Annotated in this window: 22 protein-coding genes; 1 reads left to right on the top strand and 21 read right to left on the bottom strand. The window is 48.7% G+C overall.

Annotated features, from left to right (window positions below):
* Window positions 1–32: 32 nt before the first annotated feature.
* The 3 genes from DW947_RS07945 to DW947_RS07930 all read right to left on the bottom strand — a co-directional run bounded on the left by DW947_RS07945 (window position 33) and on the right by DW947_RS07930 (window position 3,617).
* On the bottom strand, window positions 33–1,847 hold the full coding sequence (locus DW947_RS07945) for a bifunctional DNA primase/helicase (RefSeq protein WP_117963445.1): 1,815 nt from the start codon (window positions 1,845–1,847) through the stop codon (window positions 33–35).
* Window positions 1,848–2,066: 219 nt separating this feature from the next.
* The gene (locus DW947_RS07940) at window positions 2,067–3,086 is read right to left on the bottom strand and encodes a DUF4373 domain-containing protein (RefSeq protein WP_117681380.1); all 1,020 of its coding nucleotides are present in this window, start codon (window positions 3,084–3,086) and stop codon (window positions 2,067–2,069) included.
* A 321-nt stretch (window positions 3,087–3,407) separates the two neighbouring features.
* Window positions 3,408–3,617: a hypothetical protein gene (locus DW947_RS07930; protein WP_229031894.1), complete on the bottom strand. Its 210-nt coding sequence runs from the start codon at window positions 3,615–3,617 to the stop codon at window positions 3,408–3,410.
* Between the two features lie 168 nt (window positions 3,618–3,785).
* Here DW947_RS07930 and DW947_RS07925 point away from each other — a divergent pair, with 168 nt between their 5' ends.
* Window positions 3,786–4,850, top strand: coding sequence for an acyltransferase family protein (locus tag DW947_RS07925; protein ID WP_057256462.1), 1,065 nt, complete (start codon window positions 3,786–3,788; stop codon window positions 4,848–4,850).
* Here DW947_RS07925 and DW947_RS07920 read toward each other — a convergent pair.
* From DW947_RS07920 to trpB, 18 genes are all read right to left on the bottom strand, one after another.
* Window positions 4,785–5,786 (bottom strand): phosphoribosyltransferase, encoded by a 1,002-nt coding sequence (locus DW947_RS07920; RefSeq protein ID WP_005827492.1) that lies wholly within the window; start codon window positions 5,784–5,786, stop codon window positions 4,785–4,787. The two genes, DW947_RS07925 and DW947_RS07920, sit on opposite strands and share 66 nt — an antisense overlap.
* Complete coding sequence (locus tag DW947_RS07915) at window positions 5,783–6,985, bottom strand: glycosyltransferase (protein WP_057256463.1); 1,203 nt, start codon at window positions 6,983–6,985, stop codon at window positions 5,783–5,785. The genes DW947_RS07920 and DW947_RS07915 overlap by 4 nt, the downstream gene beginning before the upstream one ends.
* Window positions 6,986–6,997: 12 nt before the next feature.
* Window positions 6,998–8,119, bottom strand: coding sequence for a glycosyltransferase family 4 protein (locus DW947_RS07910; protein WP_005827496.1), 1,122 nt, complete (start codon window positions 8,117–8,119; stop codon window positions 6,998–7,000).
* Window positions 8,116–9,321: a glycosyltransferase family 2 protein gene (locus tag DW947_RS07905; protein ID WP_005827498.1), complete on the bottom strand. Its 1,206-nt coding sequence runs from the start codon at window positions 9,319–9,321 to the stop codon at window positions 8,116–8,118. Before DW947_RS07905 ends, DW947_RS07910 begins: the two co-directional genes overlap by 4 nt.
* A gap of 23 nt (window positions 9,322–9,344) precedes the next feature.
* Window positions 9,345–10,802 (bottom strand): O-antigen ligase family protein, encoded by a 1,458-nt coding sequence (locus DW947_RS07900; RefSeq protein WP_005827499.1) that lies wholly within the window; start codon window positions 10,800–10,802, stop codon window positions 9,345–9,347.
* Entirely contained in the window at window positions 10,803–12,962 is a 2,160-nt protein-coding gene (locus DW947_RS07895; RefSeq protein ID WP_005827501.1) for a GumC family protein, read from the bottom strand. It lies immediately after the preceding gene.
* A gap of 8 nt (window positions 12,963–12,970) precedes the next feature.
* The gene (locus DW947_RS07890) at window positions 12,971–13,807 is read right to left on the bottom strand and encodes a TolC family protein (protein WP_165859464.1); all 837 of its coding nucleotides are present in this window, start codon (window positions 13,805–13,807) and stop codon (window positions 12,971–12,973) included.
* A gap of 30 nt (window positions 13,808–13,837) precedes the next feature.
* Window positions 13,838–15,004, bottom strand: a complete 1,167-nt coding sequence (locus tag DW947_RS22010) for a sugar transferase (protein WP_118940781.1) — start codon at window positions 15,002–15,004, stop codon at window positions 13,838–13,840.
* Window positions 15,005–15,022: 18 nt separating this feature from the next.
* A complete protein-coding gene (locus DW947_RS07880; RefSeq protein WP_005837322.1) occupies window positions 15,023–15,382 on the bottom strand; it encodes a PleD family two-component system response regulator in 360 nt (119 codons plus the stop codon).
* A gap of 25 nt (window positions 15,383–15,407) precedes the next feature.
* On the bottom strand, window positions 15,408–17,690 hold the full coding sequence (locus DW947_RS07875; protein ID WP_035448692.1) for an LruC domain-containing protein: 2,283 nt from the start codon (window positions 17,688–17,690) through the stop codon (window positions 15,408–15,410).
* Between the two features lie 180 nt (window positions 17,691–17,870).
* Complete coding sequence (ansA, locus tag DW947_RS07870) at window positions 17,871–18,911, bottom strand: asparaginase (RefSeq protein WP_005827512.1); 1,041 nt, start codon at window positions 18,909–18,911, stop codon at window positions 17,871–17,873.
* 141 nt (window positions 18,912–19,052) lie between these two features.
* Complete coding sequence (gene trpA, locus DW947_RS07865; protein WP_009038310.1) at window positions 19,053–19,832, bottom strand: tryptophan synthase subunit alpha; 780 nt, start codon at window positions 19,830–19,832, stop codon at window positions 19,053–19,055.
* A 191-nt stretch (window positions 19,833–20,023) separates the two neighbouring features.
* Window positions 20,024–20,647, bottom strand: coding sequence for a phosphoribosylanthranilate isomerase (locus DW947_RS07860; RefSeq protein WP_061412379.1), 624 nt, complete (start codon window positions 20,645–20,647; stop codon window positions 20,024–20,026).
* 96 nt (window positions 20,648–20,743) lie between these two features.
* Window positions 20,744–21,571 carry an indole-3-glycerol phosphate synthase TrpC gene (gene trpC / locus DW947_RS07855; protein WP_117952015.1) on the bottom strand — a complete coding sequence of 276 codons (828 nt, stop codon included), beginning with the start codon at window positions 21,569–21,571 and terminating at the stop codon, window positions 20,744–20,746.
* 4 nt (window positions 21,572–21,575) lie between these two features.
* Window positions 21,576–22,571, bottom strand: coding sequence for an anthranilate phosphoribosyltransferase (gene trpD / locus DW947_RS07850; RefSeq protein WP_005827521.1), 996 nt, complete (start codon window positions 22,569–22,571; stop codon window positions 21,576–21,578).
* A 64-nt stretch (window positions 22,572–22,635) separates the two neighbouring features.
* Complete coding sequence (locus DW947_RS07845; RefSeq protein ID WP_117963443.1) at window positions 22,636–23,283, bottom strand: anthranilate synthase component II; 648 nt, start codon at window positions 23,281–23,283, stop codon at window positions 22,636–22,638.
* 146 nt (window positions 23,284–23,429) lie between these two features.
* Window positions 23,430–24,830, bottom strand: coding sequence for an anthranilate synthase component I family protein (locus DW947_RS07840; protein WP_117963442.1), 1,401 nt, complete (start codon window positions 24,828–24,830; stop codon window positions 23,430–23,432).
* A gap of 59 nt (window positions 24,831–24,889) precedes the next feature.
* Window positions 24,890–26,068, bottom strand: coding sequence for a tryptophan synthase subunit beta (trpB, locus tag DW947_RS07835; RefSeq protein WP_182012160.1), 1,179 nt, complete (start codon window positions 26,066–26,068; stop codon window positions 24,890–24,892).
* Between the last annotated feature and the right edge of the window lie 450 nt (window positions 26,069–26,518).

The raw sequence follows: 26,518 nt of genomic DNA, 5'->3' as shown, positions 1-26,518 counted from the left end.
CTCTTCTTTCCGTCTTGTAAAGATACGGATTTTTACTCGAATAACCTGCCTTGTTCTTCATTATTTTTCAACCAATTCTCATTGTCGAACTGCGTGTTCACCGGTCCCAGTTGCTCTCCTTGGGGGGTGTGGATGACGTCTTCCTCGCAGGGCCAGTAGCGTCCGTTCAGGTGGTTGTAGACGAATTTGGCCTCGGTGTGGGCGCTGCCCAGGTGTTTGAAGCGGACTTTCTCGATGTAGATGGTGGCTATCTGTTTCGTGTCGTTACGGTCTACCACGAGGCAGAAGTCGGACATGTTGGCGAAGTTGGCGGAGCCGTTGATGTCGTTCATCTCGACACGGCGCCGGGTGCCGTCCTTTTCGTTGCGGTTCACCTTGCGGGGGTGGGCCACGAGGATGACGAGGCACTGGTTGCGGGTGGCGAAGCGTCCCAGCTTGTTCAGCGTGTCGGTGATGTAGTCCATTTCCGTCTGCCCCGGTTCCAGACGTTGTTCCAGGCGGTTCATGGGGTCGATGACGAGGATGCGCACCCCTTTGCGGCGCACCACCTGGCGGGCTTTCTCCAGGATGTGGTCGATGCCGTAGCTCCCGTCGTCGGGCAGGATGTGCGACACGTTGCGGTCCAGCCAGCCCACTGCCTGCCCGTAGACGGCTTCCGTCATGCCCGGTCCGGGGGTGAAGCGGTGGCCGGTCAGCTTCTCCGCCAGCTTGTGCAGATGGTAGGCGATGGGCATGTTTTCGGGGCTGAAGAAGGCGATTTTCCACTCGTGGCGCAGGCAGAGGCGCAGCACCAGCTCGTCGGTGAATTCGGACTTGCCGTCGCCGGGGCGTCCGGTCATCACCAGCAGGCGGCGGGGCTCGAAGGTGCAGTGTTCGTCGAAGTTGTCCCAGCCGGTGTCGGCACCCCGCTGCAGGCCGTTCTCGTAGAGGGAGCGCAGGTCGTCGCGGCAGTCTTCGGCGGTGAAGATGCCTTCCAGGGGCACTTCTTCGGCTTGCTCGATGCAGATGCGGAGGCTTTCGGCGCCGTATTTCACCAGATGCTCGTTGGCATCCTTGCAGCCCTCGCCGAAGTGCACGATGCGGCAGCGTTCCACTCCGATGCGGCGCGTGAGTTCCTGCCGGAGCGACTGCCCTGCCGGGTCCTCGTCTACGGCGATGTAGATGGTCTGCTTGTCTTCGAAGTGCGACTCCACGAAGCGGTCCAGCCACGTGAGGTTGCTCTGGGCGCCGGCGGGCACGGAGACGACGTCCTTGCGTCCGGCGGCGATGACGGCTGCCGCGTCGAACTCGCCTTCGGTGATGATGCACTCCGGGGTGCCCAGGATGCTGTCCACGTTGTAGGGGATGAGCTCGGCCCCCTTCACCATCATGAAGTGCTTCAGGGCGCTGCGGTACTTGGTGTTGACGAGCGTCCCGTTCTCGAAGTAGTTGAAGCAGATGCAGTTCTCCTCCTGGCTGCTCTCCGGGAGGCGCACCGTCTCTTCGGTGATGCGCAGGGTGCGCAGCAGCTCCTGCGGCAGGCAGCGGACGGTGGTCCAGTAGCGTTCCAGGTTCTCGGAGAGTTGCATCCGGGCAGGGTTGAAGGTGGGACGGCGGAAGTGCTGGGGCGGTGCGGTGGGCTTCCGGTGCATGTCGCGGCGTTGCTGCTTGAGGCGTTCTTCGGCGTCGTCGGGCACGTAGAGCTTGTAGCCGCAGTGGTGGCAGTAGCACAAGCCTTTGTCCAGGTCTACGGAGAGTGACTTGTTGCCTTTGTGTCCGCGGGTGTCGTTACATTGCGGGCAGATGATCTTGATTTTGCCGCTGATGCGGCCGCGGGTATCAATGCCGTGTTGATGGAAATTTCTCATATAGGTTTGCTTTAGTAGTTTTCTGATAATTTTTTAGACGCAGATTTTAGTTTCAGGGCAGCCTGAGGGGTTGAAATGCCACACTTAGCGGGTTGAAATGCCACACTTCACGGGGGTAAATGCCACACTTGGGACGTGCTGAGGTGTGGCATTCGGAACGTTGACATGTGGCATTCGGAACGCTGACGTGTGGCATTCCGGATGCCGGAGTGTGGCGTTTCAGCCGGGTTTCTGTTTCGGCTTTTTCGATGAAGGCGGCGGGGTTTGCGACGTCCACGAACGGGCAGTTTCGTTCCAGAAGGCGGTATTGTCCGGTCGGGGTGGCGCTCCGTCGGGGATGGGGCAGCCCAGGTAGGTGCGCCGTCCGTCCACAAGCAGCTCGTAGCGGTAGGGGTCGGGAGGTGCAGCGGCGGACTGCTGCTTTTCGAGGCCCTGCAACAGCATATGCAGTTCCTGCGAGGTGCGCTGGCCGGCCCTTACGAAGTTGACGAAATATTGTCGGGTGTCTTTCATGTTCAGCAGCACATTGCCGTTGTCGTGCAGTATGACGTGCTGCCTGAATACCTCCACAGCCTCTTTGATGTGCGTCTTCAGCAAACTGCCATAGCCGCTGTGCATGCAGGCCACGTCCAGCCAGGCACTTTCTTCGGTGAGTTTGTCTATCAGCGTATGCCAGGGTTCGATGGGAGCGGGTGTTGTTTGGGGTGATGAAAGTGCATCGGCAGCAGCAGCTTCTTTTTCTTCTGTTGTTGCTGTTGTTGTTTTATTAATATCTATAGTCTTCTTATTAGTATTTGTGGCGTTTTTAGCTAAATACTTGTTGTTTAGTGTATTGCTTGACAAATCAGACTGTTTTTTGCTTTTATTCCTCGATACTTTTTGCTGTTTTTCGTCATTTTTTGCTTTGGAATCCGGCTTTTCTTGAGTAGTTTTTTCCGTTTTTTCGCCTTTTTTGTGTAGGGGATTCAACTCTTTGGGCATAAAGTATCCGTCTTCGTCCAGTTCAAAAAGGTCGTATTCCAGGATGATTTTCTTAAGGTAGCATAAGGTAATTTTCTTGCTGTCGCAGTAGGCACGGAGATAATCCAGTTGCGCGCGCGGTTCTGGCAAGATTGACAGTTTTTCGATGATAATCCAGTAGGCACCCAGTCCTCTGAGTCCTTCGTTGTCTACCAAGTGTTTCATTCTGGGGTCGAACATTGACATTAAGGAGTGTTGGAAATAAAAATTCTTTTTCATATATATTTTTTTAGAGGGAAAAAGTAGTGCGTAAAGCGGGGCTGCTTGTTGTGGCGACGGCGTTTTCCGTAGTATTTTTCTCTATGTTTAGTGATGCAAAGGTAGGGATAATAGGATAAGCCTGCAAATGGACTTTTGTAGGCTTAATGTATGCTTTGGCGTGTCCAGAAGCTATTGTATGGGTGTTCTGGCCTTCGTCTGGGGAACTGAAGCCTACAATGGTGAAATATGTGATTTTTTTATAGAAAGTAGCCGGTGGAGCTCGCTCTTTAGGCGGCCTTCTACTTGTTACATTCGTAAACATTTGACTCACAGTGGCTATTACTCTCCGGACTTTGTTTTGTGCATACGTGTCATCTGCCTTATGTGGGCCAGACTGCGCAGTTCGCTTTGGGAGAAAGACGATTTTCCTTCCAACAAGCCGCCAATTGCCTCTGCAATGATTTCCAACTGATCCAATAATGGATTTCTACTGTGTGCAGTATTCTTTTCGATGCTTACTGCGTTTTGACCTCCGCTTTGGAGGGTCAAGGTTGTTTTTTTATGTTCATTATTAGTTAAAAAATATCTTGGCAAAGATACTTAATTATTGGTATTCTACCATTTACTATACGAAAAAGAAAAGTGCACGAAAAAAATGGGGGAGAATTTGTAAAACATCTATAAATCATTAACTTTGTACATGATTATTTAAATCAAATGGAAAAAAATATTTTGCAATCAAGAGTTATAGATGTACTGCGGTTTCCTATGATTGTTGGAGTCGTTCTGTGGCATTCTTTTTTTGAAGGTATTATGGGATTGGATATTCCGGATTCAGGGATACCGATATATCATACTACTTCTTTTTTTATATCACGTATTTTGGCTTCAGTGGCAGTTCCTTTATTTTTTTTTATTTCAGGGTATCTCTTTTTCTTTCGCACTGCCTTTTCTGTTGATGTCTATAAAAAGAAGCTAAAGTCAAGGATTAAAACCTTATTAATACCATATTTGTTTTGGAACTTTGTAGTACTTGTGGGACATTGGATTGTTACAGTTTTATCACCGGTACAATTGACATCAGGTGCTTATAAACAAGTGAGCGATTATACTGTTTGTGATTATCTGATTAGTTTTTGGAATATTAATGGAATGCCGGTAAATGGAGCTTTATGGTTTATACGTGATTTAATGGTCATGTTGGCCTTTTCTCCATTAGTATACTGGTGTCTTCGTTATTTTCGTTGGTATATATTGGTAGTGCTTGGTTGTATTTGGCTGGTAGGGGGAACTTTGGAGATTCCAAGAATGGATGCTGTCTTTTTCTTTTTTGTGGGAGCATGGTTTAGTATTACCGGACGTAACTTTGTTGCTGACTTTAAATCTTTTTTTCCTTGGGGAGTAGCCTTGTACTTTCTTTTTGCTATAGGTACAATTGGCGTAAGAGGAGCAGATGGATTTCTATATGTAGCCAATGCCGGCATATTATTGGGCATTGTATCGATTATAGCTTTGACTGCTTACTTTGTGGAACGGGAAAGATGGAAATCTTCTTATTTTTTGATAAGCTCTTGTTTTTTAGTGTATGCATGTCACCAGCTTCCCTTGAATATGTTCGTCCGTATTCTGTTTAAGTTTATGTCTCCCGTTTCTGATTGGCAATTTATGCTTATTTATATTGTTAGTCCTTTGGTGATTATTCTTGTTAATCTTTTGTTATACGCTTCGTTGAAAAAACTTTTTCCACATTTTACAGCCATTATTACAGGTGGAAGAGGTTGAATGAGAGCTTAATTTGTTGCGCATCCTTATCATAAAACGCCGTAGCCACGGGAATGTTTCTCCCGACTTCAGGTTGTAGTACAACGATTTGGATTCATAAATCATCTGGAACGTTTCCGTACAGAGTACCGGTTTCTTGGTTAGGCGGTTGATTTCGACAGCTTGTGTCATGGAACTTTCTACAAACAGCATGTTGTCTGTGGATGAACCGTATTCTTTGGCTTTGAAGGAGGCGTGGCAATTCGCCCGTTGGCGTGCAGCCATATCCGGCAGGTTCAGCATGACGAGCTTATTGTATTTTACATGGTTCTTCTGGAGCCAGGCTTCCGTCTCCGGACGGTATTTCTCCAAGCGTGAAGTGACCAGTGTGCCGATGGTGACTTTGGGAATGAATAGCGGAGGAGCGTTCAGCAGGAAATGACGGTACTTCTCGCCGTCGTCGTTCTCTTCCGGAGTGGGGTCTGCGCAAAGCACGCCGTCAATGTCCATACACGTTTTTTGCAGGATGGAGTGGTTCATTATGTTCCATTGGAAGAAACGGGGATAATCGACTATTTCGAAAAAATAGTCTACGGAATGGGAGTGTAGTGGGACTGCATAAATGACGCAATATTGGATGTTGTATAAATGTTCTATGTCCTTCAGGAGCTCGCGGCATTTCTTCATGGCTTTTCCCGTGGCTATGCTATCATCCACAACCAATACATTATGTATATTGTTCATGTTGAAAGTTTTCCCCCGTTCTCCGGTCTGATAGATATGCCCGTTGCGGAAAGAGTCTATGTCCGTGACCGGCAGGTTCAGGTAGAGCGCCAGCAGGTTGGCGGGAAACATGCCACTGCGGGGCACGCCGACAATGAGGTCGAAATCCCGTGGCAGAATGCTGAGATGTTGCAGGATGCAATGGTTTAGGTCGTCTATGTTACGATAGTTCATGTAGCTTTCTCCTTCAAAAAATTATCGATTATGTCGTATATTTTCTTTACACTGTGCCCCCAGCTGTGGGTCTCGGCAAAGGCTATGCGCTGTTTGGCAAGTTCTTCGTCATCGGCTTCGGTCACAGCACGGTCTATGGCCGAAAGCCATTCTTCCGGGGTGGTGGCCAGGTGCGTGTGATTTGCGAATATGTGGCGCATGGTGTGGGTACTGGTTGCGACAGTGGGTTTACCCATAGCCAGGTATTCGTCTATTTTCAATGGATAGTTACCGTCGGTAATGTCGTTCACCATTTGCGGGTTGATACAGACATCGTAGGCTGTGATGTAAGCGGGCAACTCGTCCACCTTTTTCTGCCCGGTGAAATACACATTTTTCAGGCTGTGGATGTGGTGTTGGCGAAAACCGTCGTCCTCCGGTCCGGTGAACACAAAATTGTAATCGGGACGCTGGCTTATTATTTGATAGAGCAGGTCTCCGTCAAGGCGGGTACTGTTTATCGTACCCATATATCCGATGATAGGGCGTGGAATGTCTTGCATGTCACCGGGTGTTTCGTATTTCTTGGCCGGATTGTACAGCTTTAGGTTTACGCCGGTTTCGATGGGGTAGGTATGGGGATTGTAGGCTTGCAACTCTGCGGCAAAACGGGTGGAGTTTGCCAGAACAAGGTCGGCCGAAGCAGCCAGTTCCGGTTCAAGACGGGTGCCGTGCCTGCGCCAGTAGGCTTCGCCTATGACGTAGTCGCGCCGGTAATAGATGCTAACAGACGGATGGATATACTCCTTCAGATAGCGGCTGCGGTAAATGTCTGTATCGATGAGGTGGATGTAATTTTTGAAGTCGAGCGCGGCAGCCTGCTCTACAATCCATCGGGCTATGCGGGCATTGTTTTTTCTGTTGACGATATTGAAAAGCGGTGCAGGCAGGAAGTTGGCCGAGAACAACATGAAAGGACAGTCCAGCACCCACATGTTGGCGTTGATTTGCCGGAGCGGTGAAGTCTCTCCCTTGATGACAGCCATGCGCCGGATGTAGGACGGAGATTGTCTGTTCCCTCTCAGCCGGATGGAAATGTCCATCGGAGTGTTGATGTAGAGCACTCGGTTCTGCTTTGAAATTTCCAATGCAGTATTCTTGATGGTACTACCTATTTCGATGTCCCATGTTTGCAGGCTGGTGATGATGAAGTCTCTCATGATGTTTGCCGGTTACTGGTGAATACAGTGATATATCTTTACATATTCTTCTGCAGTGTGTTTCCAGGAGAACAGTTTTACACGTTCCAGACTGTAATTTACTTGTTGCTGATAGAGTGTCGCATCATTTTCCAGGCGTAGCAAGGCATCTGCTATTTTTTGCGGTTCTTGAGGGTCGACTAAAATGGCACCTTTACCGGCTACTTCGGGCATTGCCGAAACGTTGCCCGTCACTACGGGAGTGCCGCAAGCCATAGCCTCCAGTATCGGAATCCCGAAACTTTCACGCAAGGAAGGATAGAGAAATGCAAATGCTGCATTATAAAGGGTTGCTAAATCTTTGTTGCCGATATATCCCGGATAATACAGATGTTCTTTTATCCCGGTGATTCCTTCTTGCTGAAGAAGCTGGTCGATATATTCTTCTTTTAAATCGGCAATGAGAAGGGGGCGTTTCGTTTGGGATGCTTTCAGATACAACGCGTATGCTTTCAGGGTACGTGCCGCATTCTTTTTGGGGTCTGTATTTCCAAGAAAGAAAAGAAAGTCTGGGTGCGGTATGTATTTCTGCACAATACTCTCATCGGGTGTTTCCTGCATCGTAAAGTAAGCGCTGTAGCCGTTGTAAACGGCTTTAATGACTTCTTTGGGAAGTTGCAGCGCTTCGCGTATGCGGGTACACTCGAACTGAGAAACTGTAATAATATTTCTTGCTTTCTTCAGGATGCGGGGAACAATCAGGCGACGGTAATGCCATCCCATTTCCTGATAGAAGGAAGGACTGCGATGCTGACGCGGCTCCAAATAGATAATGTCATGAAGCGTCAGCACCAAAGGGACGGGACACCATAACGGGGCTGTATTCGATGTACAATGCAGCAAGTCCGCTTTCAGTTTCCTGACGGCCTGGGGCAATGCTATCTGCTCCCACAAAGGATAAGTAGGGCAGCGAAGCTCAATGATATGGAGGTTTTCCGATTCTTCCAGGCACCAGTCCTCCCCCGGAGCAACGAATACGTAATATTCATTACCGTCTTTCCGCTTTTGCAGTTCTTTCAGTGTCTCCAGGATGACAAAGTCCATGCCATGCTTGTCTTTGCGGAAAATGCGTTGGGCTTCGATGGCGATTCTCATTTTGCTGCCTTTCTTTTCTTTTTCCGTTTAAAGATTCTTGTGATGTGGCTCATGGAAGAGGTGACTACCAATATGGGCAGAGACCAGAAAGCGCTCCGGAATTTGCGGCTGATTTCCCCTTCGGGCATGGCCATCAAAAAAGTGATGAATAAAACGGCTAAAAGTGCATACCATTTTGTAGCAAGCGGCCACTCCAGAAACGTCATTGCCACGGCACATATCGTGATATATAAGATGAGCAGGAAACGGGATGGAAGTAGCCATTGGAATAATTTTTCGCATAAATCCCACTTTCCTTGTAAGAATGCTATCGGAAATTGTTGCAATGCCAGTATGGAGCTGCGATACTGTGAGCCCAACCAGCGCTGGCGTTCTTTGCTGTACCCCGATGTATCGTCCGTCTTTTTGCAATAGCAGACTATTTCTTCCATGTATTCGGTATATATGTTTTCCTTCAGAAGTTCCATTTCTGTAGCTTTGGCCAAATCGCTTCCTGATAATCTGGGAGCGATTTCCTGGAACATCTCAAAATCAAACATCATGCCCGAACCGATGAGGGCGGAGGAGAATCCCAGTGCCGTATGTGCCTTGCGGAAGAGGTGGTTGTTGATTTCTTCGCTGGTGGCGTTTAATACGGCGATGTTGGTATTCAGGTTTTCCGTCATGCGGTGGGCTTGGATGGCATCACATCCGGAGTAGTAGGCATTGTTGAAAAGCTCTAATGCGTTAGGAACAACTTTGTTGTCTGAATTGAATATGGTGATGGCATCGTACTCATGAGGAGAATAGCGCTCCATGACCTGCTGTATGGCATATATCTTTGTGCAATGTTCTTTATCGGGCACGACAATGTTGACCGGCATCTGGAGCAGCGTAACCAAATCTTCTTCGGACAGTTGTGTGGCAGCCACTGCGATGTCGTATTTTTCTCTCGGATACGTCTGCGTGTCAAGGAAATGATTGATGGACTCTATCACTTCCTTGCCGTTTTTCAGCACAACAAAGAGGACCAGGAACCGATGTCGCTTGGGGGACGGTGGATAGGGATTCTTGTATTTCCGCAAGGAGGCCAATGCATAGATAAACAAGTAGGCTACGGGGATGGCCAGCAATAAGAAAAGAACCGCGTCTGTCATTTGCAAGGCATTGTTGTTCTCGTCCATCCACCAGTCGGGATTGAATATGGAAAAAATGTCGTTCATATATGTTTTCTATTTAATATTTTCTATTTCTTTTTCATTTTTTGTTGGGTCAGCAGTTGGTCGATATGCTCCCCGTTAATCAGGACTGACAAAAATAAAATGATTATAAATCCTGTAGGGAATTGAAAGAAAAAGGCATTTCCATAGGCACTTATCATTAGTCCGAAAATACCGCAAGCAATGGCCGTGAGTATTCCACGTAGCTCGTTATTCTTAATCCGAAACATGATAAGATAGCAACCTCTTAACAATGTACAGACATATATGGTAAGAAAAAGCACTAATCCTACAATGCCGGTTTCCATCCATATCTTGACATAAAAAGAATCATGGGGAATGAGTGTTGTGAGACGGGAACCATATTTTCTGGCTTCTACCCCTCCCAAACCAAGTCCTTCTCCGAAAGGTTTGTATTTTAGATATTCAGCCAATCTTTTTTGGTTTTCTTTGCGGACAATGTATGAGGCGTCTTCTGTAGGTCTGAAAGCTGTACGCATGCGTCTGATGGAAGTGTTGCTTTCACCGATATAGGTATGGGCGAAAAAGACATAAAAAAACAATCCGAAGAAGACTGTAGCTCCCATGAGCTTGATATTTTTACTGAGGAAAGTTAACAATATGATTCCTCCGATGGGGACAAACAGTGCACCGCGGGTTCCGGAAATGAACAAGGCATATATGGAACAGACGGCAATAATTGCATAATAGATTCTTATGGAACGTTCTTTTATGAAGATAGCCGAGATACCGAACAGAATGGCGGCAAAGCCCATGTTGGAACCGAAATTTCCGGCATCTGTGAAAAAGGAAAAATATCGGGTGACATCGGATAAAAGGTGTGTCTTGTACATTTCCGTTTCAATCAGCATGGTTGTTTCTGTCTCATCAAAACCTGCATATTTCTGGTAAACAGCTTTGGCTACGGCTGTCAATGTGAATATGGACAGAAAAAGCATAATGACGCGCAACCGCTTGTAGGAGGTCATTGTTAAAACGCCAATTAATGACATGACAAGGGTACTGTATATGATTCCACGGGAGTAAATCCAAGCTTCCGTGAGAGCTGTTGGATTCATGATTTCAGCCGCAGTATATATGGCCCATATGCAACCTCCGAACGTCAGAATGTTTTTGGTGTATTTCCATGCAATCTTACCTTGTTGGTGATAGGAATATATCAGGAGCGTCACAAGCAGGGTGACGGTTGCGACATCATACCAGACACTCAACCCACTGCCCTGCGTGTATCTGTACCAGGGAATGAAAAAGTAATTGAATGTGAATAGGAAACATACACCGGCAAAAGGGTTTCTTAATGCTTGTATTGCTATTATCAGGAAGAAAGGGGAAAGGCAAACGTATGCAGTGATATCCCAAGTACTGAATAATATGCTATAGATGAGTGCACCCAGTCCGATGATGAACACTAATAATGTTACCGCCAAGGGAGATATGCTATGTCCTTTGATATCCGTTTGCATTTATTTGACAGCTGCTGATTTTGATGTTAAACCTAATTGTGCCAACCGGCTGAAGAAGCTGTGAACCGGGGTGTGAGGAGGCAATTCTCCGGTGAAGCTTTCAACCACTTCGCGGTCTGCATTGTTGAGATACATAAATAGAGGAGTTCCTTCCAATTCTTCCTTTAACGGTTTCAACCGGGTGTCGTCATCTCTGCCCCACAATCGGGCGGCGTTGGCTATCAGCAAATTGAAATCTGCTTTTTTCAATACCGACATAGGTAGAGTTGCGGTACTGACAGCAGGATATTCCACTAAAATGATGTCCGGTATTTCTTCTGCTTCATTCAGAACCCAGAAGTCAGACAATTCTTGAGCTTGTACATATCCCTTGTTTTGGGTATCGAAATCGTGGTCATATTTTACAAGGCGCACTTTTATCCCCTCAGTTTCCCAGTAATCAATGAAATATTTGGCAAGGAATGATTTTCCTTCACGTTTCTCCATGCTGAGCAGGTTTATGACAGTAGGACGGTCCGGGTGCAGGTAGTTGTTCAATTGCCGGCAACTATAGGCAGCGGCAAGCCGGTTACAGGCCTTGAGGAATCCACGATACTTCAAGTTGCTTACACCGTTGAATGCTGCAATGACAGAGAGTCCGGTCAGGCGTTTGCTGCGGTCCGGGTCGCGGAGAGTGCGGTCTAACAATTCAATCAGCAGGAAGTAGCCGCTTATGAATATCATACTGCCGAAGAATGCGGCAAGGACGTAGATAATTCTTTTTCTGCCATTGTCTGTCAGCGGATACTCGGGGGATGCTATGACCTGCAGGTTGGCAGTTGTCATCTTGATATTCTGCAAACGGAGGTGTGCTTCGGCAAGGCCTCCTATTTGTCGGCGATAATTGTCTTCGGCAATGCCTACGGCACGTTCTTTCCGCTTGATTTGAGTGCCTACGGGTGAGAATTCCCGGTATTGGTCGATAATGTCCCGTTGGCGGTCAACCAATACTTTCACTTCAGCTTTGGCTTTCGCCTCATTGATGCATGCCGTCAGCCATTCTGTCACCATTTCTTGAATGCCTACCCCTTCCTTGGAGAAACCATACTCGTTTAAATTATCGGAGAGATGGCTTATCTTTTCTTCTGCCTTTTGCAGAGCGTCTTTTTCTCTTTGAAGTTTATCACTATTCTGCTGGCTCTGTTCTGTGGTGAATATTTCTTGCTCAAGAATACTTTGGTTCAGGGTACTAACTTTTTCCAGTTCTTGCAACAAATTAGTATTTGTGCGTATAATCTTGGCACGTATGTCCATTTTATTCTCTAACATCTGGCGTAAAGCCACTGCGCTTCCATAGTTTCGCTGCACTTCTTCCATACGGTCGTCCGTCGCATATTTGGTCAAAGCTAATGCCTTGGATTGCTCGTCGTAGTTGATGACTTGTTTTTGAACACTATAGTCTGTCAAATCATCTTCTTCTGCAGTAAGTGCTTTTTTGGCTATGCGCACTTGTTCTTCAAAATAGGCGATGGCACTGTTCGTGGCACTGAACCGGAGTTGCTCATAAGCCTTTAACAGTTCATCTTCCAATATCTTGAGGGTGTTTTGCGTAATACCGGGATCGGAGGAGGTATATACCAATTCTATCAGGTCGCTGGTACCCAGTCGTTTAATGGTGATTGTGCTTAATGCGCTATAACTGTAATAAGGGTAGGGACGGTTGAATATGGAATAGACAAAATTACTGCTGTTCTCTTTCCGGTAATTCATCAGATTATTTGTAGTTTTATCCAAAGAGGAACGGTCTACCAAAGCCAGCACTTCTTTAGGAAGGATTTGGACGAGCTGCCTATAATGTTTGGCTTGAATGTACATGTTGTCTTTCCACTCATCACCGTATACGAGGCTGGTTGCAAGCAGACGTACCGAAACCTTTGCCAAAGTGTTTTTGGACTTGCCTATATTAATGATATTGTCGAAGGTACTGTTGATATTGATAAGCTGGCTTCCGTCCAGATTGGTGCTGTTGGTTACACCTGCATATAGACTGCTGTTTACCGTATAACTGTATGGTAAAAACTGTGTAAAGTATATGACTAATGCTGTAACAAGGAGGCTTCCCCACAATAACCAATAACGGATGCGGTAAAAGAAGCTTGCCAAAAATTGTACTATATTCATAATTAGTTTTACTTGTCTGTTATAACTTTAACATTAGTCAGCATCTCTAACAATACGATTGAATTGTGTAAAGCTACGCGGCTTTGCTCATAATTAGTCACGGCACCGGTGCGGCGTGCACGTTCCAAAGAAAGTGCAATGATATCAATGGCTCCTTGTATGAAATTATTTTCAGATATTTTCATCTGTGCGTTATACAATGCAGCCGTTTCCGCTTTGGCCTTTATGGTAGCCAGTTGCTCGGTAACCGCATTGTAGGCTTCCAGAACTTTTAGCCTTCGCTCCTCCATAACTCCTTCCTGCGTGTACTGCAATTGCTCTATCTGATAGCGGTAGTCTTTCAGTTTCAGTGGTCGGTTGAACAAGTCTCCTAAGGTGATGCCGAAGCTGGCCCCGACATTGAAGTTGTGCTGGGCACTCGACATGGTTGTCTGGTACATAGGGGTGAACTCGTCACTGGCATTGCCTATAATATTGTAGCGTCCGTAAGAATAGTTACCGTTCAGTCTGAAGTAGTTCCACCAACTCCTTTTTTCCAGGCGATATTGGTTCCTCACTTGCTCCACTTGGGACTGTGCTCTTTTTACTGACGCATTCTCTGTCACTGCATCAAGAAAGACCGATAGAGGAGGAAGCTCTAATTTTTCAATTTCTATAGATGCCTTCGGACTGATTAATCCTAATGTGTTGACTTCTATTTTTTTATCCTCCATCTTGAGTTGCTCCAATATCTTGATGCGCTCCTCCCGTGTCAACTCCTGCTGCGCAGCCACAGACAAAGGTACCCCCAACAATCCTAAAAGGATTACACTGTAAATGATGGACTTGATATATCTTTTTATCATCTCTAAAACCATATAATTCCTATTATCTTTTTATACATTCTCTTTTTGCACAAACGCTGTCAGCGTCTTGCACAGTATCTTCATGTCCAGCCAGAATGAAAATTCTTGGGCGTACTTAATGTCCAGTTGCTTTCGCTCTTCGGCCGACATCTTCCCGGTACCGCCTCGTTTCTCCACTTGCCACAGTCCCGTCAGTCCGGCGGGAGCCATGAAACGCTCGATATACGCGTCGCTGGTCAGCAGCTCGGCCTCGTAGAGGGGGAGCGGGCGGTTGCCCACGATGCTCATGTCCCCTTTGAGGACGTTGAACAGCTGCGGCAGTTCGTCAATGCTGTACTTGCGGATGAAACGGCCCACGCGGGTGACGCGGGGATCGTTCTCTATCTTGACAAACGTATTCTGTTTTTCTTGGGCCTTCTTTTTAAGGAAATCTTCTTCGGAGATGACGAAATCGTCCGAAATCAGCAGGGTAGCCTCCTCTTCGGAAGTGCCGGTCAGGTCGTCGAAGCGGATATCGGGCTGCTCGTCCGTAAGCTCTTCCTCTATCTTATATTGGTTGAGGGCGTTCAGCTCTTTCAGGCGCTTGTCGGCATTGGTGTACATGGAGCGGAACTTCAGGAAGTTGAATATCTGGTAGTTGCTGCCCACACGCTGGGACTTGTAAATCACTCTTCCCTTGCTTTCCACGCGGATGGCTATGGCTGTCGCGATGAGTATGGGAGACAGCACAATCAGTACGGCAACGGCAAAAAGGATGTCGAATATGCGCTTCCACATAGGCAGGTGGAAGGTGTTGAATATCTTACGGTGTGACTGGCTGAATTCCTGCAACTTATGCTCCTTGCGCAGTTGGAGGAATTTTGTCATTTGCTGGAGGCTCTCTTCGCTGGCCATGGGGGAAAGGGTGTTGTTGACACCTGCCTGCAGATAGAGCTTGCGGTGTTCCTTCTGCAGTCCTTCGGTGATGAGGATGATGTAGACACGGGGGAAGCGCTTGTGCAGGAAAGTGATATTCTGGCTGTCCTTTTGAGGGGTGCTTTCTTCGTAAAGAATGGATGTGTTGTACCGTTCGCGGATACCGTCGATGACTTTCGCCGCTTTGTTGCAGGATGAAACAGCCATGAACATGCCTCCCGCAATTTTGCTCAAGTGGTCGATGGTGACGCGGTTGCTACCTATGTAGATATAATATAACATATCCATTGATTTTGTCGTTTAGAGAAATTTCTTGATACGGGCCTTCAGCTCCATAGGATTGAAAGGTTTCAGTATGAAATCCTCGGCTCCGGCTTCGAGCAGGTTGATGCGCTCGGTGGTACTTTCCTCACTGGAAAGCATCACAACCGGAATGTCCTTGAAAAGTGAATTGCCTTTCAGATATGCCAGGAATTCACTGCCGGTCATCTTGGGCATGCGTATGTCCGAAATGATGAGAGCGGGTTCGTTCCCCTCATTCAGCCATTCTATGGCCCTGACGGGATCTTCGAAATAAACCAGCTCATTCTCTTTCCCTAAATAGACCGAGAGTACCTTGCCTATGGCAGGTTTGTCATCTACAAATAATATTTGTTTCATTGTTTATGATAGTTGTTTGCTATATTTATCTATATACATTTTCTTCTACCGGGTGTTCGTACCATTCCGTATACTGGGTTCTGTCTTGGGCCCAATAGATGAATTCCGGATATGCGCTTGCCTCGGGGATATCAGTACGTGACACATTGATTGTTTCTTTGGGATAGCGGAAGCCATACGGCACGCAGATTGCCCACGTGTTGTTGCCTGCTAAGTCAAGATTCTCTTGCTGTATGGTTCCGGCGGCAGTGGCGCCATATCCCCAAAATTCGTAAAGATGGACTTCCATGCGTTGTTCCATGCTTTTATATTGATAACAGATGAAGAAGTCCAGATTGTCTTTTGAGAATGGGGGCTCTGTCCGGGTTTGGTCTGCCAGTTCAATAATGACTTCATAAGTGTACTTTTTGGCGGTTACTCCAATGCCGGTATTTACCATCTCACCCGGTTCGACTCCAAATACATTGTGTACTTCGCCTGCGATGGGGATTACGACACTCGGATCGGAATCTTCCATATAAGTAACGTTATTGTACCTGAATTTGTTGTACGAGCTGTTGAATGACTCCTGGAAACGCGAATCGTCGCCTCCGGTCTTGACTTCCCGGATATCGGATTTATTGATTCCGGTAATCCGGAGCCCTACGCCCAACGGCTTGCTTGCTCCTGCTGCAGCAAGGGTCACGTCGAGCTGTATGCGCTTGATGTGGTTCGTCTTTTTCTCGCGGTGATAGTAGGTCTCCACGTCCAAGACCACGTCGTTGAAGTCATAGTCGCCTACCAACGGGAAGTTGTCTTCGAATACGTACGTATAGGAGACCGGGTCTGTAGGGGTTTCTGAGCCGGACTCGTCCGGAGTATTGCCTTCGCCCGTACAGTCTCCGGCAGGAATGGTGATGGGGGATTCTCCCCATTTGGATATGGTTCCTTCGGTGTTCTTGATGGCATCAAGGAATTTGGCTTCCCACCAGATGTCCTCGGTGATATCATCGTCAATTTCTTTCACTTCATAATGAATGTTTCCCTGGCTGGAGAAATTCCCTATATCTTCAATTTTATTGATTTTTACCAGTGCATATTCATTGTTTGGACCCATAAATTGTGCTTGTGACAATTCTGCTTCATCAAGTACGGTTATCATGGAGTTGTCACCCATCGTGATTTGGGTGTTGTAATTGTTGCTATGGTCCCCGAAATCCTCTATCTCTGCAGAAGAGGTGTCTCCCATGTTCAGTGTGCCTACAAATTCTTCCGCATATAGATAGCATCCGTTGTCTATAGTGATGTTGCTGTCGGTTTTCCCGATATAGGCTTTGCCCTGGTTGATGAATTTGCATCCGCTGTCGAAATTCATTTCATCGACACGTACGGTACCGCAATTATAGAATGCTCCTCCCTGGCTGACATGGAAATCATCTATTTCCATAGTGCCGGCATTGTAGTTGTAGCTGCCTCCGGATGCATTGGTCAATTCGATGTCGTTCCCTTTGATGGTTCCACCCGCGTAGACGATAAACCGGCTGGATTGCACTAAAGTGAAGGTGTGCTCGTCCGGTATCACGATTTCCCCTCCGTCAATCACATAGAATTCGAAGCCTCGTTCAACGGTCATGTTGTTTCCATTGGGTTCCCAGCTGCCTTCAATGATGATGATGGCCGGATTGTCACTTCCCATGCCGTCCTTGCTGATTTTATTCCTATATATATTGTCTTTGGAGATTTTGTAGGCTTTTCCGTTTTGAAAATCGGTATTCGGCCTTATTTCTTCGGCACTTGATAGCATTGCGGTGATTTCCGCCTCAGACTTTTCCGGTGAATAGGTCTCGATGCTGACACTGCGTGTCCATGCGGCACGTGTAGTTGCAGGGGAACTGCCGAAAGCGGCGTGGAGCTGACCGTTTTGGATGGATACGTATTTTACTATGTTGCGGCTGTGTGCATCGGTGCGGCACACAAAAGCGCTCGTCAGCACAGAAGGGCAGTCCATGACGGTAGTAAATACTGTTGTATTATTGGCGGTGCCTTCTGCCAGCAGTTTGGCAGATGACCGGCTGATTAAGGGGTTCTTGTCGTAAATACGTATGGTATAGTCGATGCCGGTATCTTCGGATACAGAAACATTGACCCGGACCTGCTGAGTCATTTTCCAATCCATAGCCGGATCTATGTTCTTGACCGGAAACCTGTCTTGATAGGCTGCTTTCACTTTTTCGGGGTTAAAAACATCGTCTTTACAACCCTGCAGCAGTATGCCTACTGTAAGAATAACAAGCGGCAGAAAGCGTTTGTATAGGGTATTTTCTCCCATATTTTACATTTGTTTTGCTTGATTGTAAGCAAAAGTACGTTTATTTAAACTAATAAGCTTTATTAATGGGGGATAAAAGCGTGTTGGTTAACGCTTTTTAACGATTTTGTATGGATAGATAATGCAAGTTTGTCTTGAAAATTATCAATATTACTAAATGCCCTCTGTATTGCCGCTTTACTAAATCTTGGTGATTTCTCCTGCCAGGTCGGAATTCATGCGGTGGCGGATTTCGGCTTGGTCCAGTCCATGCCCCAGGAGGAACATGAGTTTGGTGACGGCACATTCGGGGGTACTGTCATAGCCGCTGATGACACCTGCCTGGAGAAGTTGCAGACCGGTTTCGTAACGTCCCATCTCGACGGCGCCACTTTGGCATTGGGTGATGTTGACGATGACAATGCCACGTTCGCTGGCTTCTTTCAGCTGGCGGATGAACCATTCTTTCTGGGGGGCATTGCCGGAACCGAAAGTCTTGAGGACAACAGCTTTCAGGCCGGGAACATGAAGCACGGAGTTGATGATGCTTTCCTGGATGCCGGGAAAGAGGGTGAGCACTACGACATTGGTGTCGAAAAGGTAGTGCGGCTTCATGGGGCGTGACGGGTCGGGACGGTGGATGAGGTGCTCGTTATAACGGATATGGATGCCTGCCTTTGCCAGTGCGGGATAGTTGAAGGAGCGGAAAGCATTGAAATTCTCGGCATTGATTTTGGTGGTACGGTTGCCCCGCATCAGCTCGTTCTCGAAGAAGATGCACACTTCGGGGACGATAGGGGTGCCGTCCGGATGCTTGGCGGCGGCTATTTCAATGGCGGTGATGAGGTTCTCTTTCCCGTCGGTGCGCAGGGTGCCGATGGGAAGCTGGGAACCGGTGAGGATGACCGGCTTGGAAAGGTTCTCGAGCATGAAACTGAGGGCGGAGGCTGTATAGGCCATCGTATCGGTACCGTGCAGGATGACGAAGCCGTCGAAATTGTCGTAGTTGTAGTTGATGATTTTTACAATCTTTGCCCAGAGGGAAGGCTCCATGTCGGAAGAGTCGATCGGTGGGTCGAACTGATAGGAAGAGATGCGGTAGTTGAAGCGCTTCAGTTCGGGAACATGCTGTAGCAGTTGGTCGAAGTTGAAGTTCTCAAGCGCACCGGTCTCGGGATTTTCTATCATTCCGATAGTTCCGCCAGTGTAAATCAATAGTACGGAAGGGCAATCGACTTTCATGATATTCGTATTAGAGCTTTTTTCGGGCACAAAGATAGTGAAATATGAGATGGGGAGAAAATAAAAGAGACAAGTCTTTGCAGATTTTGTCTCTTTTATTTTTTCATTGCGAAAAATATATTGTATGAAATTTGAATAAGCTCACTGTTTCAAATCTTCCTTCAACTGCCTGATAGCCTTTTCCGCATCTCCTTCCTTCTCGTTGAGCAGCGTGACGAAGCGGCTGCCGATGATGGCACCGGATGAGTGGGCGCAAGCGGCATCGAATGTCTGCTTGTTGCTGATGCCGAAGCCTACCATGCGTGGATTGCGCAGGTTCATATCCTCTATCTTCTTGAAGTAGGCTTGCTTCCGGGTGTCGAAGTCTTTTTGGGCACCGGTGGTAGCGGCACTGGACACCAGATAGATGAATCCGTCGGTGTGGGCGTCTATTTCGCGGACGCGGGCTTCGCTGGTTTCGGGGGTAATGAGCATGATGACACGGATGTCATACTTCGAGGCGATGGCTTTGTAACTCTCTTCGTAATCGCGGAAAGGGAGGTCGGGAATGATGACGCCATCGATGCCGCATTCCACGCACTTCTGGCAGAAGGCTTCGAAGCCGAACTGCATGATGGGATTGAGGTATCCCATAAGGACAAGCGGGATGCGGACATCGCGACGGATGTCGCGCAATTGTTCGAAAAGCAGACGGAGGGACATGCCGTTATGCAGGGCGCGGGTGGCGGCATTCTGGATGACAATGCCGTCGGCCATGGGGTCACTGAACGGAATTCCGATTTCAATCATGCTGACTCCGTTTCTTTCGAGGGCACGGATAACGTCGGCTGTACCGTCGAGGGTGGGACAGCCTGCACAAAAGTAAATGGACAGCAGATTCTTGGGGCTGTCCTGGAAAAGTTGGTTAATGCGGTTCAACATACTATTTCTATTTACAATTTTACAATTTACAATTTACTATTTGGCTGCGCAATATATGCTGCATGGTACGATTTACAATTTTACGATTTACAATTTTACAATTTACTATTTACTATTTACTATTTACCATGTACAATGTACAATTTGCCATGTGGCGTATATTGCGCAGCCAAATAGTAAATAGTAAATCGTCAAATCGTACCTCCCTTGAGTTCTTTCAGGAAGTTTGCGATGCGTTCCACATCCTTTATTCCCGGTGCCGTTTCGAAGCGGCTGTTGATGTCGATACCTGCGAAATAGGGATGGCGGAACTCCCGGAGGGCTTTTACGCTGTAGGGGTTGATGCCACCGCTGAGCAGGAACGGGGTGGGACCGTTGTAGCGGTGCAGGAGGTTCCAGTCGAACTGGTTGCCGGAACCGCCGTACTGCGGGGTCTTGGTGTCGAAGAGGTAATAGTCGCACAGACCATTGTAGGCAGATACGGAAAGCAGGTCCTTGGGCAGCAAGATGGAGAAAGCCTTGATGAGGTGCAGGCCTGCATTGCGCAGGGAACGGCAGTACTCGGGAGCCTCATTGCCATGCAGCTGGATGTAGTCCAGGCTGAAACGGTCGGCATACATCAGGATGTTTTCCTTACTTTCGTTGACAAAGACGCCGACACGCTTGGCGCAGGCTGGCAGATACCCGGGCATCTGGCACAGACAACGGGGAGATTTTGGGTAGAAGATGAAACCAATCATATCTACACCTTGCAGTTCTACATTGCGGATGTTTTCTGCTTCGGTCATTCCGCATACTTTGATGAGAGGAGACATTTTATTTACGATTTACAATTTACTATTTACAATTTGGCTGCGCGATGTAACGCTGTATGAGAGACTTTTGTATTTACAATTATCAACTTTCAACTTTTAATTATCAATTAAGAGACTGTCTTGGATGAACTCTTTCAGGGTTTCGCCCGGATTGGCTGTTTTCATGAAGGTTTCGCCGATGAGGAAACCGCGGAAGCCGGCGGCACGCAGGCGGCAGATGGTTTCGGGGTCGGAGATGCCGCTTTCGGAGACAAGGAGCGGGGATGCCGGTCCGTGGGTGGCTTCGCGCAGTTGCCGGGCTATCCGGAAGGAGTTCTCCACATCGGTGACGAAGGAGCCGAGGTTGCGGTTGTTGACACCCACCATGTCGACCTCCTTATTTATATAGGAGAGTTCCGAAGGGCTGTGGATTTCGAGCAATACCTCCAGCCCGAGTTCGTGGGCTTGGGCGGTGAGGGTGCTGCACTGCTCCGGACTGAGGCAGGCGGCAATGAGCAATACGGCGTCGGCACCTACGATGCAGGCTTGCAGAAGCTGGTACTCGTCGATGATGAAGTCCTTGCGCAGAATGGGGATGCGGACGAGCGGACGGGCCGTGCGGATGTCGCGCAGCGTACCGCCGAAGAACTTCTCATCCGTCAGGATGGAGAGGGCGGCGGCGCCGGCGGCTTCGTAGGAGGCGGGTATTTCCTCTGCTTGGGCAGCCTCGTTTATCCAGCCTTTAGAGGGTGAACGGCGTTTGAACTCGGAGATGATTCCTGTAGAAGAAGCGGCAAGGGCCTGCTTCATGCTGCGGTGGTGGGCCGCATTCTCCCGGATGATGATTCCGGCCTGCTCCTGCAACTGTTCCGGAGAGACGGTCTGCTTTTGCAGTTCAATCTCTGTTTGCTTATGGGCGATGATTTCGGACAGTATATCTTTCATTGCTTCATTTATTAATCTCGATAAATTTTTTCAGTGTCGCCAGCGCCCGTCCGCTATCCAGTGATTCGCGTGCGATGGCGATGCACTCTTCAATCTCTTTCTGCGGCTCCATCACCTGGATGGCAAAGGCGGCGTTGACAATGACGCATTGCGTTTGTGCAGGTGTGGCATGCCCCGTAAGGATATTGTCGAAGATGCGGGCGGCATCTTCCTTGCATACGCCGCCGAAGAGTTCTTCGGGACGGGCATCCTTGAAGCCGAGAGCCTGCGGACGGTAGATGCGCTCGTAGTTGCGGGTCATCACCTTGAACTCGTCCGTCAGGGAGATTTCGTCGTAGCTGTCGAGGCTGTTGACCACGGCAAAGTCAATGCCGAGCTTATAGAATACGTTGGTGTATAGGCGCATCTGCGAGAGGTCTGCCACACCGAGCAGCTGGTATGCCGGACAGCATGGATTCACCAACGGGCCGAGCAGATTGAACAAGGTGCGCACTCCCAACGTCTTGCGTACGGGACCGACAAACTTCATCGCCGGATTGAAAAGCTGGGCATGAAGGTAGGCGATGTTGCACTCCTCCATGCTGCGTTTCAGCGTGTCGGGGTTGTTGGTGAAGCGTACGCCGTGCTGCTCGATGACATTGCTGGCTCCGCTCACGGAAGTGGCTCCGTAGTTGCCGTGCTTGGCAACCTTGTAGCCGGCGCCCGCCACCACGAAACAAGCGCAGGTGGAGATGTTGAAGGTGTTCTTTCCGTCGCCGCCCGTACCCACAATGTCGATGGGGCGATAGGGGGCGAAGTCGATGGGAAGGCGTGTCTCCATCAGTGCTTCGCGGAAACCGATAAGCTCGTCCACAGTGATGCTCCGCATCTGGAAGGCAGTGAGCAAGGCTGCTATCTGCGCCTCAGGATACATTTCCTTGGTGATGTTGAGGAGGATTTGTTTGGTTTCCTCCGACGTAAGCTCTTCGTGGTTGAAGAGACGGGTGAGTATTGCTTTCATCTTTTTATTTACGATTTGACGATTTACGATTTGACGATTGAATTTACTCTTTTTCTGAAGTGCCTCATTTGAAAAGCCAGTTTTTTACGATTGTTTTTCCGTCGGGTGTCAGTACCGATTCAGGATGGAACTGGATGCCGTGTATGTCATACTCCCGATGTTTCAGCGCCATGATTTGTCCTTCGGGGCTGATGGCGGTAATGGCCAGCGCTTCGGGAAAGTCCTTCGTATCCACTACCCAGGAGTGGTATCGTCCGACGGGAATCCTATCGGGTAAACCGCAGAAGATATAGTCTTCTTCGAGAGAAATACCTTCATAATCCTTTCCCCCCAATCCTTCATCACTAATTCCTAATCCTTCCTCCCTCGTCCCTAATCCCTCACTCCTAATCCTTATCTCCGTCTGTACCCCATGGAACACCTCTTCCAGATTGACCAGCTTTCCGCCGAACGCTTGTCCGATGGCTTGTTCGCCCAGACAGACACCGAGTATGGGTTTCCGTCCGGCATAGGTGCGGATGACATCCAGCAGCAGTCCGGCTTCCTCGGGGACACCGGGGCCGGGTGAGAGGATGATTTTATCGTATGGCTCCAATTCTTCGAGCCGGAATTTATCGTTGCGCAGCACATCCGTTTCTGCGCCAAGCTCTTTCACCAGATGGGCAAGGTTGTAGGTGAAGGAGTCGTAATTGTCTATGATAACTGTTTTCATCTTTTGTATTTACAATCTATTTTATTTACTATTTGACGATTTACGATGTACGATTGAAGTTACTTTATTTACGATGTACGATTTGGCTGCGCAATGTACGCCGCATGGCAAATCGTACATCGTAAATCGTCAAATCGTACATAAACTCACATTTTTTCTGCCATCTCAATCGCCTTTTTCAGTGCGCCGAGCTTGTTGTTCACTTCTTGCAGTTCGTACTCGTCGTTGCTCTTGGCTACGATGCCGCCGCCTGCCTGGAACCAGAGGACACCGTTGCGGCTGACAAAAGTACGAATCGTAATCGCCTGGTTCAGCGAGCCGTTCAGTCCGATGAAACCGATGCAGCCGCCGTAGGCTCCACGGTTGTGCGGTTCCAGCTGGCTGATGAGTTGCATGGCGCGTACCTTGGGGGCGCCGCTCAGGGTACCGGCAGGGAAGGTGTCGATGAAGGCCTTGACGGGGTCGGCCTCTTCGCGGAGCGTTCCGCTGACACGGCTGACGAGGTGGATGACATGGCTGTAATACTGCATCTCCTTATAGAAGTCCACCTTTACATCGTGGCAGTTGCGGGAGAGGTCGTTGCGGGCAAGGTCCACCAGCATCACGTGTTCGGCGTTCTCTTTGGGGTCGTCGTGCAGGTACCGGGCATTGAGGGCATCCTGCTCTGCATCGCCGGTGCGCTTCGTGGTTCCGGCAATGGGGTCGATATAGGCATGGCGGCCTTCGATGCGGCAATGGGTTTCGGGGGACGAGCCGAAAATGCGGAAGCCTCCGAAGTCGAAATAGAACAGATAGGGAGAAGGGTTGATGCTGCGCAGGGCACGGTAGAGCTTGAAGTCATCGCCTGTGAAACGCTGCTCGAACCGGCGGGAGAGGACTATCTGGAAAACGTCGCCGCGCAGACAGTGGGCGATGCCCCGGCGGATATTCGCCTTGTGCTCCTCGTCCGTAAGCGGAGAGGTGGTGGGGCCGATGGCACGGAAATCGTAGGCGGTGTAGTTACGGTTATGGATGGCCTTCTGCACCTGGTCCAGTCCGCTGGTCTCGCCGGGCGCCAGCATCTCGAGAAGCAGCATCTCATTCTTGAAGTCGTTGAAGACGATGAGGTACTTATATAATATGTACAGCATGTCCGGCGCATCGTTGGTAGCTTCGCGGCTGTCCTTCACGGGGATATTCTCGAAGTAGCGGACAGCATTGAAGGAGGTGTATCCGTAGAGTCCGCAGTAATTGCTGTATTCGCCCTCCACGCGGAAGCGGCAGAGGAAATCGTTCAGTGCGTTTTCCACCCGGTATGCATCGGTTATGGGATGCTCTTCGCGGCTGTCGTCCGGCAGGCGGAAGATAGCCGTGCCGTGGTCTATGCTGACACTTGCCAGCGGACACAGAGCGATGAACGAACGGTTGTTCTCACTGCCGTGATAGTCGGAACTCTCCATAAGTGCGCTCTGCGGAAAGATGTCACGCACCTTCAGATACGTGCTCACCGGCGTATGCAAGTCGCCGAGCATGGTGCGGCTGATTGTTTTATAATCATATTGTTTCATTGTATCTTGTATTTTATTTCATTGCATCTCGTATTTTCAAATAGCTCATCACTTATAACTTATAACTCATCACTCAAATACGTCTCTATATCCTTATCCCCCCGTCCCGACACCGTCAGCACCACCACGTCCGTCGGCTTGAACTTCATCTTCTCCAGCGCACCCAGTGCGTGGGCGCTTTCCAATGCGGGGATGATGCCCTCGAGCCGGGTCAGTTCGTAGGCGGCACGGATGGCTTCGTCGTCGTTGACGGCGAGGACGATGGCACGCTTCTGCTTGGCAAGGTTGGCGTGCATGGGGCCGATGCCCGGATAGTCCAGTCCGGCAGAGATGGAATAGGGCTCTTCTATCTGTCCGTCCTCGTTCTGGATGACGTAGGTGCGCGAGCCGTGGATGATGCCCATCTTGCCGAGGGCGATGGTGGCGGCTGTCATTCCCGTTTCAATGCCTTTTCCGCCGGCTTCGGCGAGGACGATTTGCACGTGCGGGTCGTTGACGTAGTGATAGATGGTGCCGGCTGCATTGCTTCCTCCACCTACGCAGGCGATGAGGTAGTCGGGGCATTCGCGTCCCTCGTGTTCAAGGAGCTGCTTCCTGATTTCTTCGCTGATGACGGACTGCAGGCGTGCCACCATGTCGGGGTAGGGATGCGGGCCGACGGTGGAACCTATCACGTAGTAGGTGTCCGACGGATGGCAGCACCAGTCGCGGATGGCTTCGTTGGTGGCGTCCTTCAACGTCATATTGCCGCTGGTGACGGGAACGACGGTGGCGCCGAGCATCTTCATCTTCTCCACATTGACGCGCTGGCGCTCTACGTCGGTCTTACCCATGTAGACGATGCATTCCATATTCATCAGTGCGCAGACGGTGGCTGTGGCCACACCGTGCTGTCCGGCTCCGGTTTCGGCGATGATGCGGCGCTTGCCCATGCGGCGTGCCAGCAATACCTGCCCGATGCTGTTGTTGATTTTGTGGGCACCGGTGTGGTTCAGGTCTTCACGCTTGAGGTAAATCCGGCAACCGTACTTCTCGGACAAGCGGTGTGCCAGGTAGAGTGGGGAAGGGCGTCCCACGTAGTCGCGCAGCAACTGGTCGTATTCACGCTTGAAGTCCTCACTTTGCAGCACCTTGAGGTAGGTGTTCTGCAACTCTTCTACACATTTGTGGAGGATTTCGGGAACGTATGCCCCGCCGAACTCTCCGTAATAACCTTCTTTGTCAACTAAGAAATTCATCATGTTATTTACTATTTGACGATTTACTATTTACTATTTCAGAAATCAAAACGCATTATTGCTTAAACGAAAAAAGCCCCGTCGCTTGGTGCGACAGGGCTCTTTTTGTTTTTTACTATATATTACATATATACATACGAGCGCTGCTCCCTTACGACTGTCGGAGTTGTAACGGGTGCCACCACCAATATGTATTTACGAACATTGTTTTCATTGACTTTTTTTGTTTTATCAGCGGCAAAGACAGTGCAAACCGAATGTATAATAAAATGAACTCGTTCATTTTTTATGCTGAGGTGCAGCCTGTCTTCGTTTTCGCGACAAATATAAGCACTTTGTTTTAACTGCCAAAATAAATATGACTTTTTTTCCGGATTAAAACATTTTTCTTGAAATATTGTTCTTATAGGTGTAGTAAAAACGAATATTCATTCAAAAAAAGAAAGGAAC

It is taken from the genome of Bacteroides sp. AM44-19, assembly GCF_003603395.1.
Classification (GTDB): Bacteria; Bacteroidota; Bacteroidia; order Bacteroidales; family Bacteroidaceae; genus Bacteroides; species Bacteroides uniformis.
The sequence above is the reverse complement of the archived record's forward strand: the minus strand, read 5'-3'. Positions and strand labels throughout refer to the sequence as shown.